This window comes from Methylosinus sp. sav-2, assembly GCF_004366495.1.
Taxonomy (GTDB): Bacteria; Pseudomonadota; Alphaproteobacteria; order Rhizobiales; family Beijerinckiaceae; genus Methylosinus.
The window spans coordinates 103,568-120,901 of record NZ_SOEJ01000007.1 but is presented as its reverse complement, the minus strand read 5'-3'; the positions used below and the strand labels follow the sequence as shown (position 1 = coordinate 120,901).

Here is a 17,334-nt window from a genome sequence, read left to right as displayed (position 1 = left end):
CGCCGAGCCATCTCCGCGTAGCAAAATCTGTGACATAATTGACACGGGTCAAGGAAAAGCTCCTCGGCGGCGTATCGGCTCGATTGCCCACGCCTTCGGCTGCGCGTAGCTTCGGCCGCAGGAAATAATCTTTCCCGACGGCGACAGGTGGCGATGCGTCGATTTTCTCTCCGCGGCTTATTGGCGGCTGTCGCTCTGGCGCTTCAGGCGCTGAGCGTGGTCTATGCGCTCGGCGCTCCGCCGGCGGCCGCGCATGGCCGCGGGGACGCCTATTGCGCCGCGATCGACGGAACCGCCGATCGCCGCGCGCCGATCGGCGGCCACAGGGACGCCGGCGCCTGCATCGCCTGCCAGAGCTGCCTCGCCGGCTTCTCGCCTTTCCTTCTCTTTTCCGTCGCGGGCCATGCGCTCGACCGGCGCAGCGTCGCCGAGGCGGATTGGACATTCGGCGCGAGCATCGGGCTCGGCTTCGGTCTCCCCCAGGCGCAGCGCGCCCGCGCGCCCCCCGGCATCTCCTGAAGCGATAACGCTGCGGCCGCTCGGCCGGCGGCGTGAGCCCGTGAGACGTTTCGCTAAAGCGCATGGCGCTTTGCTGGAACGCGCGCCATCAGCATTCCCGTCATCGTCGAGACTGCGCGCGCCGGCCCTCGAGAGGCCGCGGCCGCGACAGGTCCGAAAGCGCCCGTCCGAAGGCGCAGGAGGAAAAAAATGAACCATCGTCATCTGCTGCGCGGCGTCTCCGCCTGCGCGCTGGCTTTCTCGCTCGCCGCTGCGGCGCAGGCGCAGGAGGCGCTTCCCGGCATCGATATCGCCGGCGCCCAGAATGGCTCCGAGGGACAAGCGCCGGCTCCGGCGGCGGTCCCGGTCCGCCGCGCCATACCCGAGAACATCCCCGCCGTGGTGGAGAGCGTCACCCGCGCCGACATCGACCGCACGGTCAATGTAATGACTACGGCCGAGACGATGAAATATCTGCCGAGCGTGCTGGTGCGCGAGCGCTTCATCGGCGATCGCAACGGCATTTTGCAGACGCGCGTGAACTCGCCCATCGCCGGCGCGCAGAACCTCGTCTACGCCGACAATATTCTGCTTTCCAATCTGCTCGGCAATTCCTTTAACACGGCGCCGCGCTGGGGCATGGTGTCGCCGGGCGAGATCGACCGCATCGACCTCGTCTACGGGCCTTTCTCGGCCCTCTATCCGGGCAATTCCATGGGCGGCGTGATGGCGATCACGACGCGTATGCCGGAGAATTTCGAGTTTCACTTCTCCGGCAACGCCGGCCTGCAGCCCTATTCGCTCTATGGCTCCAAGGAGACCAATCTCGCCGGCGACATGAATATTCTCGTCGGCGACAAGATCAATGATTTCTCTTTCTGGGCCAGCTATGACCGGCTCGACGCGCAGGGGCAGTCGCAGACCTTCCCGGGCGGCAATGTCAAATCCGGCTCCGGCGCGCGCATTCTCGGCGGCTACGCGGACATCGACCAGGCGGGCAATCCGCGATTCGTGGGCGGCGCCAATCAGGCCGACCATTCAGAGCAGCACATGGGCAAGATCAAGCTCGACTATGAGCTCGCGCCCAAGATCCACGCCGCCTACCAGCTCGGCTTCTGGTCGCTCGTCGACAATACCCGCCCGACGACCTACATCCGCGACGCGAATGGCGTTCCGATCTACAACACCCAGAACGGCAATGTGCAGGTCGGCAGCGCCGTCTTCCCGTTCACCGTTAATCCCAGCCATGGCAACGCCTCGCATCTGATGCAGGCGCTCTCGTTCAAGTCGGACACCAGAGGCGTCTTCGACTTCGACTTCTCGGGAACGTCCTATAATTTCCTGCGCGACTACAACAACACCGCCAAGGCCTATGGTCTCCTGCCCAATGCGGCCGGAACCGCCTATTCGATCGATCCTCGGGGCTCCAACACCAATCAGACCGGCACCTTCTGGCGCACCTTCGACGCGCGCGGAATCTGGCGCCCGGAATGGACCGATCTCGGCAAGCACGAGGTTTCGATCGGCGCGCATTGGGACCTCTACTCGCTCTCGCAGACGCTGACCAACACCAATGTCTTCACCGATAATTACTACTACTCCATCCAGGCGATAAACTACGGAAAAACGGAGACGAAAGCCGTCTATCTGCAAGACGTCTGGGAGTTCGCGCCGAAATGGAAGCTGACCTTCGGCGGTCGCGAGGAGTTCTGGAGCGCCTTTGGCGGCGTCAACAACACGCTCGGCCAAAAATACACGCCCGGTTTCGCCGGCTGGCCGCCGTCGCTGGTCACGCCGCCCTATCTGCCGTCTGTCGCCAAGCCGACCTTCTCGCCCAAGGCGGCGATCGAATATCAAGTCTTTCCAGACCTCAATCTGCGCGGCTCGTTGGGGCGCTACTATCGCTTCCCGACGGTGCTGGAGCTGTTCCAGAATATCGCTGGTCCCAATTCCATCTCGATCAGCAACCCGGACTTGCAGCCGGAAAGCGGCACCTCCTATGACCTGACTGGCGAATATGTCACGACCAATGTGTTCGACGGCCTCATCGGCGAGGCGCGGCCGCGCGTCTCGCTGTTCATGGACCATCGTTGGAACGCAATCGTCTCGCAGACGGATTTCTCCACCGGCGTCGGCGTGACGCAGAACTCCAATGTCGGAAAGGCGATCTTCCGCGGCGTCGAAGGCGCCGTCGTGCTGAAGGACGTTGTTTGGAAGGGCCTCGACTTCAATGGCAGCGTGACCTTTACCGACGCCAAGGTCGTGTCCGACTATCAGCAGCCCTGGGTGCAGGGGATGCAATATCCGCGCATTCCGCGCATCCGCATCCGCGCCGTCGCCTCCTATGCGCCGACCGACGAGTTCTCCATCTCGGCGGGCATGCGCTATGCGACGGGCGCCTTCGTCAGCCTCAACAACTCAGACTTCAACCATAATAACTATGGCAGCGTGGACAGCGAATATCTCGTCTTCGACGCCAAGGCGACCTATAAGATCACCAGGGAATGGACGCTGAACGCCGGAATCGACAACATCGGCCGGTGGAAATACTACGTCAATCCGAACCCCTATCCGCAGCGGACCTATTTCCTCGGTCTGAAATACGACTTCGGCGGTCCGGCTTCGGGCATGTTCTCTGATGTGAAGCTCGGCGCGAAGTAAGGGCCTTCCGCTCGAACGGAATTTCGAGCGGCGCCAAAAACGGAGGCGGGGAGGGGATGCTGCGGCGCATCACATTCCCCGTCGCTCGCTCTCTTGCCCCGCGGGGTGATTTGCGACAGACTCTGTCCCCGTCGCAGGCAGGAGCTTTCATGCGTCGGAATTTGGCTGGCATATTGCTGTTTTCGTTGGCGCTGGCCGTTCAGGCCCTCGCGTCCGCGACGGCAGGGCTCGCCCATTCCGCGCTCGGCCAGGGGCAGATTTGCGCGACTCTCGCCGACCAAACCTCTCTCACTGAAGCCTCCCTCACCCAAGCCTCTGACGCGACCTCGGCCGCTCCAATCGGCCACGCCGATATCGGCCCCGGACTTTGCGACCTCTGCGCTCTATGTTGTGGCGGCGCGGGGCCGTTTGCGGCGCGGCCGGAAGTCTCCGGCGTCGTCTCGTCCGACTGGGCCGCGGCGCAATGGCCGGCGCCGGTCGCGCGCGCCGTGGTCTTTGCGGCGGATCATGCGCGGCGCGCACGGGCGCCGCCTCTCTCCATCTGACTTTCCAACCGAATTCGACCGTCCGCGTAAGCGGGCGCCGATCATCGCTTCGAAAAGACGATGCGTCGCCAAAGCGGCGCGGGGAGGGGAAACAGTGTTTCGACTTTCAATGAGCAATCGCGCCGGAGTCGGCGCATTCTTTCGTGAGTTTCTGCGCACGCTCGCCGGCGAGCGCCGCGCCTTCGGCGTGTTCGAGACGCGCGGGGCGATCGTCGTCCCGGTCGCGATCCCGCAAGCCGAGCAGGAGCCCGAGCCATCGCCCGTGATCGCTGCGCGGCGCAGCGGCCGCCTCATCGACCTCGAGCGCCGCGCGAAATTCGGTCAGTTCTGACCGCGCTCAGCCGCGCGCGGCGGCGAGGCCGCGCGCCAGATCGTCGAGGAGATCATCCGTATCCTCGAGCCCGACCGAGAGACGCAGCAGCCCATCGCCGACGCCGATGAGCGCGCGCGCCTCCGGCGTCAGCCGCTGATGCGTCGTCGTCGCCGGATGGGTGACGAGGCTCTTGGCGTCGCCGAGATTATTGGAAATCTTGACGATTTTCAGCGCGTTGGCGAGGCGGAAGGCCGCCGGCTTGCCGCCCGCCACGTCGAAGGTCACCAGCGTGCCGCCGCCCGTCATCTGCCGCCGCGCCAGCTCCGCCTGCGGGTGATCGGCGCGGAAAGGATAGAGAACGCGGGCGATCTCCTTCTGCTCGGCGAGGAAATCGGCGATCCGCGCCGCGCTCGCCGTCTGCTGCGCGATGCGCAGCGGCAGAGTCTCCAGCGCCTTCAGCATGGTCCAGGCGTTGAAGGGCGACAGAGCCGGCCCGGTCTGGCGCAGGAAATTATGGATGTTCTCCTCGATCAGCGCCTGCGACGCCAAAATGACGCCGCCGAGGCAGCGGCCCTGGCCGTCTATGTGCTTGGTCGCCGAATAGACGACGACATCGGCGCCCAATTCGAAGGGCTTTTGCAGCAGAGGCGTGGCGAAGACATTGTCGACCACGAGCCGCGCGCCCGCCTCATGGGCGATGTCGGCGATGGCGCGAATGTCATAGACCTCGAGGCCGGGATTGGTCGGGCTCTCGAGGAAGAAGAGCTTGGTCTCCTTGCGGACGGCGGCCTTCCATTGCGAAAGATCGGCCCCATCGACCAAGGTCGAGGCGACGCCGAATCGCGGCAGCAGATCCTCCACCACATAGAGACAGGAGCCGAACAGCGCCCGCGCCGCGACGATATGATCGCCGGCCCGAAGCTGCGCCAGCAGCGCGGCGGTGACGGCGGCCATTCCGCTCGCCGTGGCGCGCGCCGCCTCGGCGCCCTCGAGCAGGCACATGCGCTGCTCGAACATCGCGACGGTCGGATTGGAGAAGCGCGAATAGATGAAGCCCGGGTCCTCGCCCTTGAAGCGCGCCTCGGCGGCCTCCATCGTCGGATAGGCGAAGCTCTGCGTGAGGAACATCGCCTCGGACAGCTCGCCGAATTGCGAGCGCAGCCCCCCGCCATGCACGAGCTGTGTCGCGGGGCGCAGTTTCTTCTCGTCGTCGCTCAACTTTGGTCTCCCCTGCGGCGCGCGGGGCGCGCCACGGCGACAAAAAGCGGATTTCACGAGGAAACCCGGCCTTTTAGCGCCTTGTTTTACGTGGCGGCAAGCCGGCCGGCTCAAAGAACCACGCGTTCTTTTAACAGAATGAACCGAAGGACGCGGCCAAGTCAACACTCTGCCGCATGCTTGCGGCTCACCGATTTTATCGCCACTAGAACACGGTGGCGTCGGGCGTGTAAGGTCCCATGACGACTGAACCGTTGTAAGACGACCGAACCGTTGTAATAGGAGTTTCGATGGCGTCCGCCGTCCATGGCGTGCTCTCCTGCGAGCAGATCCGAGAATTGGCCGCCGCCGGCGTGATCGCCGCGACGCAGCCGATCGAGGACGGCCAGCATCAGCCGGCGAGCCTCGATCTGCGCCTCGGCCCGACGGCCTATCGCGTGCGCGCCAGCTTTCTGCCCGGCAAGCGCCGCAGCGTCGAGGCGCTGCTCGCCGAGCTGACCTATGACGAGATCGATCTGCGCGGCGCCGGCGCGGTGCTCGAGCGCGGCTGCGTCTATGTGATTCCGCTGCTCGAGAGCCTGCATCTGCCGGAGGATGTTTCCGGCGTCGCCAATCCCAAGAGCTCGACCGGGCGGCTCGATATATTCACCCGCCTCATCACCGACGACACCGAGATTTTCGATCATGTCGCGGCCGGCTATCGCGGGCGGCTCTATGCCGAGGTCTCGCCGCGCAGCTTCAGCGTGCGGGCGCGGCTGGGCTCGCGGCTCGATCAGCTGCGCCTGCGCCGGCGCGGCGCGGCCGGAGAGACGACGCTCTCCGACGCTGCGCTCGCGGCCGAGCATGCGCGCGCGCCGCTCGCCGATGGCGAATTGACGCTGCGCGACGGCGTGATCCTCCGCGTCGCTCTGGACGGCCTCGGCGACGTCGTCGGCTATCGCGCGCAAAAGCACACGGATGTGATCGACGTCGATCGCGTCGACCATTACGCAATAGAGGATTATTGGGAGCGGCTGACGCCGCGGCGCGGCAATAAGCTCATTCTCGACCCCAATGAATTCTACATTCTCGCCTCGCGCGAGCGCATCCGCATTCCCTCGCATCTCTCGGCGGAGATGATGGCGATCGACCCCGCAATGGGTGAGTTCCGCGTGCATTACGCCGGCTTTTTCGATCCCGGCTTCGGCTATGGCGCACAGGGCCTTCCGGGCAGCCGCGCTGTGCTCGAGGTGCGCAGCCATGACGTGCCTTTCATATTGGAGGATGGGCAGGTCATCGGCCGTCTCGTCTATGAGCCGATGGCCGCCGAGCCGAAAATTCTCTACGGCCAAGGCGGCGTCTCGAATTATCAAGGACAGGAGCTGAAGCTCTCCAAGCATTTCAAGGCGCCGTGAGCGCGACAGCGCGCCGCCTCGCTTTTTGTCGGGAAACTGCAATAATTCGATGAGATCAACGAGCGCTCCGCCACGTCGGCGGAGCGTCATTACCAGCCGAGACGCCGCTCGGCTTCGTTCGCGATAACGACGCACGCCTTTCGAACGCTAGATGTCGTGACATGGACAAAGGCATGACCGAGGTCCGTTCCATCGTCGACGCCGCCGGCCTCGAGGCTCTGCTCGAGGCTCTGTGCGCACAGGGCTACCAACTCATCGGCCCGACCGTGCGCGACGAGGCGATCGTCTATGACGAGATCGCCACGCTGGACGATCTGCCGCGCGGAGTCGGCGACGAGCAGGACGGCGGCCATTATCGGCTGACGCGCCGCAATGACGAAGCCTTGTTCGGCTATGTCGTCGGCCCGCAATCCTGGAAAAAGCTGCTGCACCCGCCCGTGCTGCGCCTGTGGCGCGCGCGGCGCGAGGGCGACGAGCTGCGCGTCGAGGCCGAGCCGGCTCGCGCCGAGAAATTCGCCTTCATCGGCGCGCGCTCCTGCGAGCTGCACGCCATCGCCATTCAGGACCGCGTCTTTCTCGGCGGAAGTTACGCCGATCCGCATTATCGCGCGCGGCGCGAGGACGTCTTCATCGTCGCGGTGAATTGCGGCGTCGCCGGCGGCGCCTGCTTCTGCGTCTCGATGGATACGGGGCCGAAGGCGACCATGGGCTTCGACATAGCGCTCACCGAAATCGTCGCCGGAAGCTCCTTTCTCGTCGAGATCGGCACAGAGGCGGGGAGGGCGCTTCTCGACTCTCTGCCGCGTCGCGCGGCGAGCGCGAGCGAGACAGAGGAGGCGGAGGCTATTCTCGCGCATACGGCCGAGAATATGGGCCGCAGTCTCGAGGCCGGCGATGTGCGGGACTTGCTCGCGCGCAATCTCGAGCATCCGCGCTGGGATGATGTCGCCGCGCGCTGCCTCGCCTGCACCAATTGCACAATGGTCTGCCCCACCTGCTTTTGCACCAGCGTCGAGGATGCGAGCGATCTCGCGGGCATCGAGAGCGAGCGCTCGCGGCGCTGGGATTCCTGCTTCACGCTGGATTTTTCCTATATCCATGGCGGCAGCGTCCGGCAGAGCGTCAAATCGCGCTATCGCCAATGGATGACGCATAAGCTCTCCACTTGGCATGACCAATTCGGAAGCTCCGGCTGCGTCGGCTGCGGACGCTGCATTGTCTGGTGTCCCGTCGGCATAGATTTGACCGAGGAAGCGCGGGCCATTCGCGAGAGCGAAGCGCAGAAAGGCGCGACATGATCGAGAGCATCGAGCATATCGTCAAAGAGCATCGCTTTTTTGCCGGCATGGATGAAGGATTCGTTGCGCTCGTCTCCGGCTGCGCCAAGAATATGCGCTTCGATCCGGGCCAATATCTTTTTCATGAAGGCGACAGCGCCGATTGGTTCTTTCTGCTGCGCAATGGAAGCGTCGCCATAGAGCTGCGCGATCCGGCGCGCGGCGCCGTCACCGTGCAGACGCTGCATGAGGGCGATCTCTGCGGCCTTTCTTGGCTCGTGCCGCCCTATCGCTGGACCTATGATGCGCGCGCGATCGATCTCGTCCGCGCCATCGCCGTCGACGCCGCCTGCCTGCGCCGCAAGAGCGAGGCCGATCCACGGCTCGGCTATGACATGATGAAGCGCTTCATGCCGCCGCTGGTCGAGCGATTGCAGGCCGCGCGAATGCAGATGATCGACATTTATGGCGCCCATGACTGATGCATTTTCCGCGGCGAGCGTCGCCGATCCCATGATTCCGCGTGTCGCGCGCGTCGTGAGGCGAAAGCGCGAAATCGCGGATGTCGTGACTCTCGAGATAGATGGCGGCGCTTTCGATTTCGCGCCGGGGCAATTCAACATGCTCACCGCTTTCGGCGTCGGCGAGGCGGCGATCAGCGTCAGCGGCGATCCGGACAATAGCGCGCGGCTCGTTCATACGATCCGCGCCGTCGGCGCCGTCTCGCGCGCGCTCACAGAGCTGCATGTGGGCGAGCCGATCGGCCTGCGCGGCCCCTTCGGACGCGGCTGGCCGATGGTGGAGGCGGAGGGTCGCGATGTGATCGTCGTCGCCGGCGGGCTCGGTCTCGCGCCGCTGCGGCCGGCGCTCTATCGGCTCTTCGCCGAGCGCGAGAAATACGGCCGTATTCTTCTTTTGTTCGGCGCGCGCAGCCCGGCGGATATCCTCTTTCGCGATGAGCTGGAAGCCTGGCGCGGGCGGCTCGACATAGAGGTGGAGGCGACGGTCGATCATGCGCGCGGCGATTGGCGCGGCAATGTCGGCGTGGTGACGACGCTGCTGTCGCGCGCGCAATTCAGCGCCGCCAGTGCGCTCGCCATGCTCTGCGGACCGGAGATCATGATGCGCTTCGTCGCCAATGCGCTGCTCGAGCGAGGCGTCGCGCAAGAGCGCGTTTATCTCTCAATGGAACGCAATATGAAATGCGCGATCGGCTGGTGCGGCCATTGCCAATTCGGGCCGGTCTTCATCTGCCGCGACGGGCCGGTGTTTCCCTATTCGCAATTGCGCGGCCTCATCGCGAAGAAGGAAATCTGAGCATGAGCGCGACGCATCATCGGACGTCATCCGTGCCGCGGCTCGCCGTATGGAAATTCGCTTCCTGCGATGGCTGTCAGCTCAGCCTGCTCGATTGCGAGGACGAGCTGCTCGCCGTCGCCCAGGCGCTCGATATCGCCTATTTTCCAGAGGCGACGCGCGCGCCGATCCGCGGCACTTACGATCTCTCGCTCGTCGAGGGCTCGATCACCACGCCGCATGACGCCGAGCGCATACAGGATGTGCGGCGCCGCTCGCGCGCGCTGATCACCATCGGCGCTTGCGCGACGTCCGGCGGCATACAGGCGCTGCGCAATTTCGCCGATGTGCGTGAATATGCGTCGATCGTCTATGCGCGGCCGGATTATATCCATGCGCTCGCGACATCGACGCCGATCAGCGATCATGTGAAGGTCGATTTCGAGCTGCGCGGCTGTCCGATCGACAAGGGCCAGCTGATCGAGGTGATCTCGAGCTTTCTCGCCGGCCGCAAGCCGGCGACGCCGTCGCATAGCGTCTGTCTGCAATGCAAGCTGAAGGGAAATGTCTGCGTGATGGTGGCGCAGGGGACGCCTTGTCTCGGCCCCGTCACTCATGCCGGCTGCGGCGCGTTGTGTCCCTCTTATGATCGGGGCTGCTACGGCTGCTTCGGTCCCGCCGAGACGCCCAATGCGCCATCGCTGAGCGCGCAGCTCGCGGCGCTCGGCATGGATGAGGAAGCGTTGCAGCGTGTCTATCGCACATTCAACGCGCAGGCGGAGGCCTTCCGCGAGGAGAGCGAGCGCCATGACGAGTAGAACCATCTCGGTCGGCGCGCTGGCGCGTGTGGAAGGCGAGGGCGGGCTCGAGATCGTGCTGCGCGACGGCGAGGTGAAGAGCGCGGCGCTGAATATTTTCGAGCCGCCGCGTTTCTTCGAAGCGCTGATGCGCGGGCGCGCCTTCACCGAGGCGCCGGACATTGCCGCGCGCATTTGCGGCATTTGTCCCGTCGCCTATCAGATGAGCGCCGTGCATGCGATGGAGGATGCGCTCGGCGTCGCCGTCACGGGTCCGCTGCGCGATCTGCGGCGCCTGCTCTATTGCGGCGAATGGATCGAGAGCCACATGCTGCATGTGCATATGCTGCATATGCCGGATTTTCTCGGTTACGCCGGCGGCGTCGATATGGCGCGCGACCATGGCGATATCGTGCGGCGCGGCCTCGCGATCAAGAAGGTCGGCAATGAGATCATGACGCTGGTCGGCGGGCGCGAGATTCATCCGATCAATGTGCGCGTCGGCGGCTTTTATCGCGCGCCGCGCAAGCGTGAGCTGCGCACATTGGCGGAGCGGGTGGAGCGCGCGCTGGAACAGGCGCTTCAGGTCGCACGCTTCGTCGCCGGATTCGACTTTCCCGATTGCGCGCGCGATTACGTCTTCGTGTCGCTGCGGCATCCGGATGAATATCCGTTCAACGAAGGCCGCATCGTGTCGAGCCGCGGGCTCGACATCGCCGCGCGCGATTTCGAGACGCATTTCGAGGAGTTTCACGTCCAGCGCTCGACCGCGCTGCATGCGCGTATGCGCCTTTGCGACGAGCCCTATCTCGTCGGCCCGCTCGCCCGCTATGCGCTCAACGCGGATGTGCTGTCGCCGCTGGCGAAGGAGGCGGCGCGCGAGGCGGGCCTCGAGGCCGTCTGCGTCAATCCCTATCGCAGCATCATCGTGCGCGCGGTCGAGACGATCTATGCGCTGGACGAGGCGCTGCGCATCATCGCGCGCTATGAGGAGCCGGACGCCTCCTGCGTCGCGATCGAGCCGCGCGCCGGCGTCGGCCATGCCGCGACCGAGGCGCCGCGCGGCATGCTCTATCATCGCTATCGGCTCGAGGCGGACGGAACGATCGCCGAGGCGATCATCACCCCTCCGACCTCGCAGAATCAAGCGATGATCGAGGAGGATCTGAAGCGCCTCACCGGCGCCTTTCTGCATCTGCCGGAGGACGAGCTTCGTCATCGCTGCGAGCAGACAGTTCGCAATCACGATCCCTGCATCTCCTGCTCGACGCATTTTTTGCGGCTCGAAATCGATCGGGGCTGAAGATGCGGCGTCGCATCCTTCTGTGCGTCGGCAATCCGGATCGCGGCGACGACGGCGCCGGCCCACGCGTCGGCGCGCTGCTACGCGAGGCGGCTGCGCTCGATATCGTCGAATGCCGCGGCGACGCGAGCGCCATTCTCGCGGCGCTGGAAGAGGCCGCCGAGGCGGTTATCGTCGATGCAGCCATTTCCGGCGCGCCGGCCGGGACGGTGCGGCGCTTCGACCTCGGCGACGAGGGGGAGCTGTTACCGATCGATTCTGGCTGGTCCAGCCACGGCTTCGGCCTCGCCGAGGCGATCGGCCTCGCGCGCGCCCTCGGCGCGTTTCCGCCTGTTTGCGTTCTGTTCACGATCGAGGGCGAGAGCTTCGCTCCGGGCGCGCCCCTATCGGCGGCGGCGCAGGCCGGCGCGGCGGCGGCGGCGGAGCGGATTCTCGCCGAGTTCGCGGCGAAAGAGCGCTCGGACGGCGCTTCTTTTTTCACCGCGGGATAAATTGTCCGACCTTGCCCACAGAGCAGAAAAACCCTATAGGAATAACTGTCTTCAGGCGGTACGCGGGCGTAGTTCAGTGGTAGAACGACAGCTTCCCAAGCTGTATGTCGTGGGTTCGATTCCCATCGCCCGCTCCATTTTGCGCAGTCTGTTTCAACAGCGCTCGCTTTTCGGCCGCCTCGCTCGAATGCGCTTTCGATTCGCATCGCGGAGCCGGTCGGAAAGTCTCATCCGGATCGTGTGACCATGGCGGATTGTCTCCCGACCTTGCTGCTGATGAATTCTGCCGTATTCGCGGTTCTCGGCGCCTTTCTCTATCTCGTCTGGCGCGAGGATCCGGAGGCCGCGGAATATCGCTGGTGGTGCGCGGCGCAGCTCATGATCAGCCTAGGCGTCGCTCTGCTATCCTTGCGCGAATCCTATCCGCTGCTCGCGATCGGCCTCGGCAATGCGCTCACTCTGTGGGGCGTCGGCCTCGTCTGGGGCGGATCGCGGGTTTTCATCGGCCGTCCCGTGGACATGCGTCTGGCGCTCGCCGGCGGCGCGATCTGGCTGCTCTTCTTCTCCCTGAGCGTCGATTCGGTCCGTATCGTCGACCGCTGCGCCATATCGGCGGTCTATGCTTTTCTGCTCGCCGACGAATTCTCCTCGGTGCGTCGGCACAGGACGCGCACGCAGCAGGCGACGATCGCGCTCGCCGCCGCGCATGCCTGCTTCGGGGCGGTGGTCGCGGTCATCGTCGTCATGCTGATGGCGCGCGGCGCTCCTTTCGATCCGAAGCCCTTCGTCGTCTCCGTCGCGCTGGAATCCGTGAGCTATGGTCTGCTGATGGGCTTTGCTCTGCTGGCCGTGACCAAGGAGCGGGCCGTCGCGCGGCAAAAATTCATGGCGGCGACCGATCCGCTGACCGGCCTCTCCAATCGGCGCAGCTTCGATCATAATGCCGATGCGGTGATCCGCAGCTCGCGCGGCCAGGGCGATTCGGCGCTGCTCATCTTCGATCTCGATCGGCTGAAGGCGATCAATGACAGCTTCGGCCATTCGATGGGCGACCGCGCGCTGACCACTTTCGGCGAAGTGGCGGCCAAGAGCATTCGCAACGAGGATTTTCTGGCGCGCATCGGCGGCGATGAATTCGCGCTGCTGCTGACGCGGGTCGATAGCGCGCGGGCGGTCGCCGTGGCCGAACGCATTCGTTCGGCCTATGTTTCCGCGGCGGCGGCGCTCGGCGACGGATTGTCATCCGTCAGCGTCGGCATCGCGCTTTCCGACCAGGAGACGAGCGATCTCTCCGCGCTGAAGGAGGCCGCCGACAAGGCGCTCTACGCCGCGAAATCCGGCGGCCGCAATCAGGTCTTCGTGGCGCAGGCGTGAGATCGAGCGGCCTCAGCGCGCCTCGGCGCGGGTAAGTCCGCCCATGCGCTCGATAAAGCCGGCGATTGTATCGAGCCCGATATTCTCCTTCAGATTGGCGAAAACGAAGGGCCGGCCGCCGCGCATTCGGCGGGCGTCGCGATCCATCACCTCGAGCGAGGCGCCGACCAGAGGCGCGAGGTCGATCTTGTTGATGACGAGAAGGTCCGAGCGCGTGATGCCGGGGCCGCCTTTGCGCGGAATCTTGTCGCCGGCCGAGACGTCGATGACATAGATGGTGATATCGGCGAGCTCGGGGCTGAAAGTGGCGGCGAGATTGTCGCCGCCGCTCTCGATGAGGATGAGATCGAGATCGGGGAATTTGCGGTTCATCTCGGCGACGGCGGCCAAATTGGCGGAAGCGTCCTCGCGGATCGCCGTATGCGGGCAGCCGCCCGTCTCGACGCCGATGATGCGCTCGGGCGCGAGCGCGCCGGAGCGGGTGAGGAATTCCGCGTCCTCTTTCGTGTAAATGTCATTGGTGATGGCGGCGAGGCGATATTTGTCGCGCAGCGCTTTGCACAGCCGGTCCATCAGCGCCGTCTTGCCGGAGCCGACCGGGCCGCCGACGCCGACGCGCAGCGGACCGTGAGGAGAATGGGGCGCGGTCATGAGCGGAACAGCCTCGTATATTGCGTTTCATGGCGCATGGACGCGATGTCTATGCGCAGGGCGGAGGTGGTGAGCGTGTCGAGCGGCGTCGTCTCGGCGGCGCGCGCGGCGCGCATGATGATGGGCGTGAGCGCGGCGAGCGCCAGCAGCCCATCGGTCTGGCCGAGCGGAATGAGCCGCACGCCGGCCGAGACGAGATTGGCGGCGAAGGCGTGAGCAAAGGCGCGCAGAGCAGCGTCCAGCGGCGCGTCCACGACCGCCGCGCCGACCGCGACGGGAAAGGCGATCTCGCCATCGCGCCGCGCGGCGAGCGCATCGAGCGGCGAACCAGGAAAAGCGGCGCATGTAGCGCGTGCGAAGGCCGCGCCCTGATGGCGCGACTCCAGCGCAGTCTCCGCGCTCGAGCGCCAGGCGGCGGCAAGATCGGCTGTCACGTCTAGCCCATCCACGTCATTGGCGCGGGCGGCGCGCCAAGCGGCGGCGAGAAAGACGAGATCACACCAGCCGCCGCCCATTTCCAGTGCTGCGCCGATATAGGCTTGGAGGCCGCCGCGGTCGCTGACGTCGCCCGTTTCCACGGCCCACTCCAATCCGTGGCTGAAGGCGAAGCCGCCGACGGGATAGGCCGGCGACATGAATGTTAGCAGCGACAGCAGCCAGTCGCGTGGCTCAACCATGTCCGTGGTCATGATGACCGTGCGCGTGATGATGATCGTGACTATGCGATGAATGGCCGCCATAGGCGCCATTCTCCGGATCGAACGGCAGATCGCGCCGCGTGACGATCCCGCCCAATCCTTCGACCATGTCGGCGATGACGGAATCGTCTCGAATGACGAGTCGATCGGGAAAAATCTGAATGGCGAGATGGCGATTGCCGAGATGATAGGCGAGGCGTGGCAGGCCCGCCGTTCCCGCTTCTATCACCAGAACCGGCTCCGGTTTTGCGACGACGCGGATTACCGAGCCGTCCTCGAGCGCGAGCCCGTCGCCCTCGCCGAGCCGCGCGGCTTCGGCGAGATCGAGCAGGAACGCCTCGCCCTGATCGCTGGTCAGGCTGCGGCGCCGACGATGGCGCTCGTCCCAATCCAGCGTCGCCGTCCCGCGCTCTCGCCCTTTGTCCCAGCTTCCCGCGGGAAGCCTATGCGCCGCACGCATCTTCGCCCTCTCAAAACAGGAAATAGCGCTGCGCCATTGGCAGCACGGTGGCCGGCTCGCAGGTCAGCAGCTCGCCATCGGCGCGCACTTCGTAAGTCTGGGCGTCGACCTCGATCTTCGGCGTCGCGTCATTGAGGATCATGCTGCGCTTGGAAATCCCGCCGCGCGTGTTGGTCACGACATGCAGCGGCCGCTCGAGCCCATATTTCTGCGCGACAGACGCCTCCCGCGCGGCGCGGCTGACGAAGGTGACGCAGCTCTGCGTGAGGCTGCGGCCGAAGCCCGCGAACATCGACCGATAATGCACGGGCTGCGGCGTCGGTATGGAGGCGTTGGGATCGCCCATCGCCGCCATCGCAATGCTGCCGCCCTTCAATATGAGATCCGGCTTAACGCCGAAGAATGCCGGCGACCACAGCACGAGATCGGCGAGCTTGCCCGGCTCGATCGAGCCGACGAGATCGGCGATTCCATGCGCTATGGCGGGGTTGATCGTATATTTCGCCACATAGCGGCGGGCGCGGAAATTATCATTGCCGGCGCCGTCGCCAGCGAGCTTGCCGCGCTGTCGGCGCATCTTATCCGCCGTCTGCCAGCAGCGAATGATCACCTCGCCGACGCGGCCCATCGCCTGGCTGTCGGAGGAATACATCGACAGCGCGCCGAGGTCGTGGAGAATATCCTCCGCCGCGATCGTCTCCTTGCGAATGCGGCTCTCGGCGAAGGCGATGTCCTCTGGAATCTTCGGGTCGAGATGATGGCAGACGAGCAGCATGTCGAGATGCTCGTCGAGCGTGTTGATCGTATAGGGTCGCGTCGGATTGGTGGAGGAGGGGAGCACATTGGGCTCGCCCGCCACTTTGATGATGTCCGGCGCATGGCCGCCGCCGGCGCCTTCCGTATGAAAGGCGTGAATGGTGCGGCCCTTGAAGGCGGCGATCGTCGCCTCGACGAAGCCGCTCTCGTTCAGCGTGTCGCTGTGCAGCGTGACCTGCACGTCATATTCGTTGGCGACGGTCAGCGCGCAATCGATCGCCGCCGGGCTCGAGCCCCAATCCTCATGCAGCTTGAGGCCGATCGCGCCGGCCTCGATCATCTCGACGAGCGCTCGCGGCTGGCTGGCGTTGCCCTTGCCGAAAAAGCCGAGATTGACCGGCAGCCCCTCGGCAGCCTGCAGCATGCGCCTCAAATGCCAGGGGCCGGGCGTGCATGTCGTCGCCTTTGTCCCTTCGGCGGGGCCAGTGCCGCCGCCGAGCATCGTCGTGACGCCGCTCGCCAGCGCTTCCTCGCACTGCTGCGGGCAGATGAAATGAATATGCGTGTCTATGCCGCCCGCGGTGACGATGCGGCCTTCGCCGGCGATGATCTCCGTGCCCGGTCCGATGATGATATCGACGCCGGGCTGAACATCGGGATTGCCGGCCTTGCCGATGCGCGCGATGCGCCCGTTGACGATGCCGATATCGGCTTTGACGATGCCCCAATGATCGAGGATCACGGCATTGGTGATGACGGTGTCGACCGCGCCTTCCGCATTGGAGCGTTGGCTCTGGCCCATGCCGTCGCGGATGACCTTGCCGCCGCCGAATTTCACCTCTTCGCCATAAATCGTGTGATCGCGCTCGATCTCGATCAGCAGCTCCGTATCGGCGAGGCGAATGCGGTCGCCGACCGTCGGTCCGAACATTCCGGCATAGGCGCGCCGAGAAATCTTATTCGCCATCTCGCGCCCCCAGAGGTCCCATCACCGCGCCATTGAATCCATAGACCGCGCGCTCTCCGGCATAAGGAACGAGCGTGACGATGCGCGTCTGTCCCGGCTCGAAGCGCACGGCCGAGCCGGCGGGAATGTCGAGCCGCATGCCGCGCGCCTTGGCGCGATCGAATTGCAGCGCGCTATTGGTCTCGCCGAAATGATAATGCGAGCCGACCTGAATCGGCCGATCGCCCGTATTGGCGACGGCGAGCGAAATGGTGGCGCGGCCTTCGTTGAGGGTGATCTCGCCCTCGGCGGGAATGATCTCGCCCGGTATCATCGGATCGGCTCGTGAACGGTGACGAGCTTCACGCCATCCGGGAAGGTCGCCTCGACCTGCACCGCCTCGATCATCTCGGCCACTCCCTCCATCACCTGCTCGCGCGTCAGCACGCTCGCGCCTCGAGTGCGCAGCTCCGCCACCGAACGTCCGTCGCGCGCGCCTTCGACGACGAAATCGGTGATGAGCGCGACCGCCTCCGGATAGTTGAGCTTGGCGCCGCGCTCGAGGCGCCGGCGCGCCACCATCGCCGCCACGGCGACGAGCAGCTTGTCTTTTTCGCGCGGCGTCAGATGCATTCCGCGTCCTCCCTGTCGAGCGA

19 protein-coding genes, 1 tRNA gene and 1 riboswitch are annotated in these 17,334 nt (G+C 65.1%); of the genes, 13 read left to right on the top strand and 7 right to left on the bottom strand.

All coding sequences use genetic code 11. The annotated features are described in order from the left end of the window. Positions 1–180: 180 nt before the first annotated feature. From EDE12_RS13555 to EDE12_RS13540, 4 genes are all read left to right on the top strand, one after another. Entirely contained in the window at positions 181–519 is a 339-nt protein-coding gene (locus EDE12_RS13555) for a hypothetical protein (protein ID WP_024879691.1), read from the top strand. A 189-nt stretch (positions 520–708) separates the two neighbouring features. Beyond that, positions 709–3,159, top strand: a complete 2,451-nt coding sequence (locus EDE12_RS13550; RefSeq protein ID WP_051465511.1) for a TonB-dependent receptor — start codon at positions 709–711, stop codon at positions 3,157–3,159. 149 nt (positions 3,160–3,308) lie between these two features. Continuing rightward, complete coding sequence (locus tag EDE12_RS13545) at positions 3,309–3,704, top strand: hypothetical protein (RefSeq protein ID WP_051592441.1); 396 nt, start codon at positions 3,309–3,311, stop codon at positions 3,702–3,704. 94 nt (positions 3,705–3,798) lie between these two features. Next, positions 3,799–4,035 (top strand): hypothetical protein, encoded by a 237-nt coding sequence (locus EDE12_RS13540; RefSeq protein ID WP_134188122.1) that lies wholly within the window; start codon positions 3,799–3,801, stop codon positions 4,033–4,035. A 6-nt stretch (positions 4,036–4,041) separates the two neighbouring features. Here the strand turns inward: EDE12_RS13540 and EDE12_RS13535 are convergent, their stop codons facing one another. Continuing rightward, complete coding sequence (locus EDE12_RS13535; RefSeq protein ID WP_026598462.1) at positions 4,042–5,235, bottom strand: O-succinylhomoserine sulfhydrylase; 1,194 nt, start codon at positions 5,233–5,235, stop codon at positions 4,042–4,044. Positions 5,236–5,288: 53 nt separating this feature from the next. Beyond that, positions 5,289–5,367: riboswitch (SAM riboswitch) on the bottom strand. Between the two features lie 158 nt (positions 5,368–5,525). On the opposite strand from EDE12_RS13535, the gene EDE12_RS13530 reads away from it, so the two are divergent. From EDE12_RS13530 to EDE12_RS13490, 9 genes are all read left to right on the top strand, one after another. Then, complete coding sequence (locus EDE12_RS13530) at positions 5,526–6,629, top strand: 2'-deoxycytidine 5'-triphosphate deaminase (protein ID WP_026598463.1); 1,104 nt, start codon at positions 5,526–5,528, stop codon at positions 6,627–6,629. A gap of 161 nt (positions 6,630–6,790) precedes the next feature. After that, the gene (locus EDE12_RS13525) at positions 6,791–7,927 is read left to right on the top strand and encodes a 4Fe-4S dicluster domain-containing protein (protein WP_026598464.1); all 1,137 of its coding nucleotides are present in this window, start codon (positions 6,791–6,793) and stop codon (positions 7,925–7,927) included. Then, on the top strand, positions 7,924–8,388 hold the full coding sequence (locus EDE12_RS13520) for a cyclic nucleotide-binding domain-containing protein (RefSeq protein WP_198022761.1): 465 nt from the start codon (positions 7,924–7,926) through the stop codon (positions 8,386–8,388). Before EDE12_RS13525 ends, EDE12_RS13520 begins: the two co-directional genes overlap by 4 nt. Next, entirely contained in the window at positions 8,372–9,223 is an 852-nt protein-coding gene (locus EDE12_RS13515; protein WP_051592442.1) for an FAD/NAD(P)-binding protein, read from the top strand. Before EDE12_RS13520 ends, EDE12_RS13515 begins: the two co-directional genes overlap by 17 nt. A gap of 2 nt (positions 9,224–9,225) precedes the next feature. Further along, a complete protein-coding gene (locus EDE12_RS13510) occupies positions 9,226–10,020 on the top strand; it encodes an oxidoreductase (RefSeq protein ID WP_026598466.1) in 795 nt (264 codons plus the stop codon). After that, positions 10,010–11,302, top strand: coding sequence for a Ni/Fe hydrogenase subunit alpha (locus tag EDE12_RS13505; protein WP_026598467.1), 1,293 nt, complete (start codon positions 10,010–10,012; stop codon positions 11,300–11,302). Before EDE12_RS13510 ends, EDE12_RS13505 begins: the two co-directional genes overlap by 11 nt. A gap of 2 nt (positions 11,303–11,304) precedes the next feature. Next, the gene (locus tag EDE12_RS13500) at positions 11,305–11,793 is read left to right on the top strand and encodes a hydrogenase maturation protease (protein WP_084768488.1); all 489 of its coding nucleotides are present in this window, start codon (positions 11,305–11,307) and stop codon (positions 11,791–11,793) included. Positions 11,794–11,855: 62 nt separating this feature from the next. Next, positions 11,856–11,930 (top strand) — tRNA-Gly (locus tag EDE12_RS13495). Between the two features lie 109 nt (positions 11,931–12,039). Beyond that, positions 12,040–13,167 (top strand): GGDEF domain-containing protein, encoded by a 1,128-nt coding sequence (locus tag EDE12_RS13490; protein ID WP_026598468.1) that lies wholly within the window; start codon positions 12,040–12,042, stop codon positions 13,165–13,167. Positions 13,168–13,179: 12 nt separating this feature from the next. On the opposite strand, the gene ureG is transcribed toward EDE12_RS13490, so the two are convergent. From ureG to EDE12_RS13460, 6 genes are read right to left on the bottom strand one after another with little or no spacing between them, the layout of a single operon-like run. Beyond that, positions 13,180–13,818 (bottom strand): urease accessory protein UreG, encoded by a 639-nt coding sequence (gene ureG, locus EDE12_RS13485; RefSeq protein ID WP_024879705.1) that lies wholly within the window; start codon positions 13,816–13,818, stop codon positions 13,180–13,182. Beyond that, positions 13,815–14,558 carry an urease accessory UreF family protein gene (locus EDE12_RS13480; RefSeq protein ID WP_245275749.1) on the bottom strand — a complete coding sequence of 248 codons (744 nt, stop codon included), beginning with the start codon at positions 14,556–14,558 and terminating at the stop codon, positions 13,815–13,817. The genes ureG and EDE12_RS13480 overlap by 4 nt, the downstream gene beginning before the upstream one ends. Next, positions 14,488–14,976, bottom strand: a complete 489-nt coding sequence (locus tag EDE12_RS13475; RefSeq protein ID WP_026598470.1) for an urease accessory protein UreE — start codon at positions 14,974–14,976, stop codon at positions 14,488–14,490. Before EDE12_RS13475 ends, EDE12_RS13480 begins: the two co-directional genes overlap by 71 nt. A gap of 10 nt (positions 14,977–14,986) precedes the next feature. Further along, entirely contained in the window at positions 14,987–16,699 is a 1,713-nt protein-coding gene (ureC, locus tag EDE12_RS13470; protein WP_026598471.1) for an urease subunit alpha, read from the bottom strand. Next, positions 16,689–17,012, bottom strand: coding sequence for an urease subunit beta (locus EDE12_RS13465; RefSeq protein ID WP_024879709.1), 324 nt, complete (start codon positions 17,010–17,012; stop codon positions 16,689–16,691). The genes ureC and EDE12_RS13465 overlap by 11 nt, the downstream gene beginning before the upstream one ends. After that, positions 17,009–17,311, bottom strand: a complete 303-nt coding sequence (locus EDE12_RS13460) for an urease subunit gamma (RefSeq protein WP_026598472.1) — start codon at positions 17,309–17,311, stop codon at positions 17,009–17,011. The genes EDE12_RS13465 and EDE12_RS13460 overlap by 4 nt, the downstream gene beginning before the upstream one ends. Positions 17,312–17,334 lie beyond the last annotated feature (23 nt).

Excerpts from the sequence above, each read along its gene's own strand:
- EDE12_RS13475 (WP_026598470.1), bottom strand. The coding sequence starts at position 14,976 with ATGCGTGCGGCGCATAGGCTTCCCGCGGGAAGCTGGGACAAAGGGCGA.
- EDE12_RS13515 (WP_051592442.1), top strand. The coding sequence starts at position 8,372 with ATGGCGCCCATGACTGATGCATTTTCCGCGGCGAGCGTCGCCGATCCC.
- EDE12_RS13460 (WP_026598472.1), bottom strand. The coding sequence starts at position 17,311 with ATGCATCTGACGCCGCGCGAAAAAGACAAGCTGCTCGTCGCCGTGGCG.
- EDE12_RS13465 (WP_024879709.1), bottom strand. The coding sequence starts at position 17,012 with ATGATACCGGGCGAGATCATTCCCGCCGAGGGCGAGATCACCCTCAAC.
- EDE12_RS13550 (WP_051465511.1), top strand. The coding sequence starts at position 709 with ATGAACCATCGTCATCTGCTGCGCGGCGTCTCCGCCTGCGCGCTGGCT.
- EDE12_RS13520 (WP_198022761.1), top strand. The coding sequence starts at position 7,924 with ATGATCGAGAGCATCGAGCATATCGTCAAAGAGCATCGCTTTTTTGCC.
- EDE12_RS13480 (WP_245275749.1), bottom strand. The coding sequence starts at position 14,558 with ATGGCGGCCATTCATCGCATAGTCACGATCATCATCACGCGCACGGTC.
- ureG (WP_024879705.1), bottom strand. The coding sequence starts at position 13,818 with ATGACCGCGCCCCATTCTCCTCACGGTCCGCTGCGCGTCGGCGTCGGC.
- EDE12_RS13545 (WP_051592441.1), top strand. The coding sequence starts at position 3,309 with ATGCGTCGGAATTTGGCTGGCATATTGCTGTTTTCGTTGGCGCTGGCC.
- EDE12_RS13505 (WP_026598467.1), top strand. The coding sequence starts at position 10,010 with ATGACGAGTAGAACCATCTCGGTCGGCGCGCTGGCGCGTGTGGAAGGC.
- ureC (WP_026598471.1), bottom strand. The coding sequence starts at position 16,699 with ATGGCGAATAAGATTTCTCGGCGCGCCTATGCCGGAATGTTCGGACCG.
- EDE12_RS13525 (WP_026598464.1), top strand. The coding sequence starts at position 6,791 with ATGGACAAAGGCATGACCGAGGTCCGTTCCATCGTCGACGCCGCCGGC.
- EDE12_RS13500 (WP_084768488.1), top strand. The coding sequence starts at position 11,305 with ATGCGGCGTCGCATCCTTCTGTGCGTCGGCAATCCGGATCGCGGCGAC.
- EDE12_RS13510 (WP_026598466.1), top strand. The coding sequence starts at position 9,226 with ATGAGCGCGACGCATCATCGGACGTCATCCGTGCCGCGGCTCGCCGTA.
- EDE12_RS13530 (WP_026598463.1), top strand. The coding sequence starts at position 5,526 with ATGGCGTCCGCCGTCCATGGCGTGCTCTCCTGCGAGCAGATCCGAGAA.
- EDE12_RS13490 (WP_026598468.1), top strand. The coding sequence starts at position 12,040 with ATGGCGGATTGTCTCCCGACCTTGCTGCTGATGAATTCTGCCGTATTC.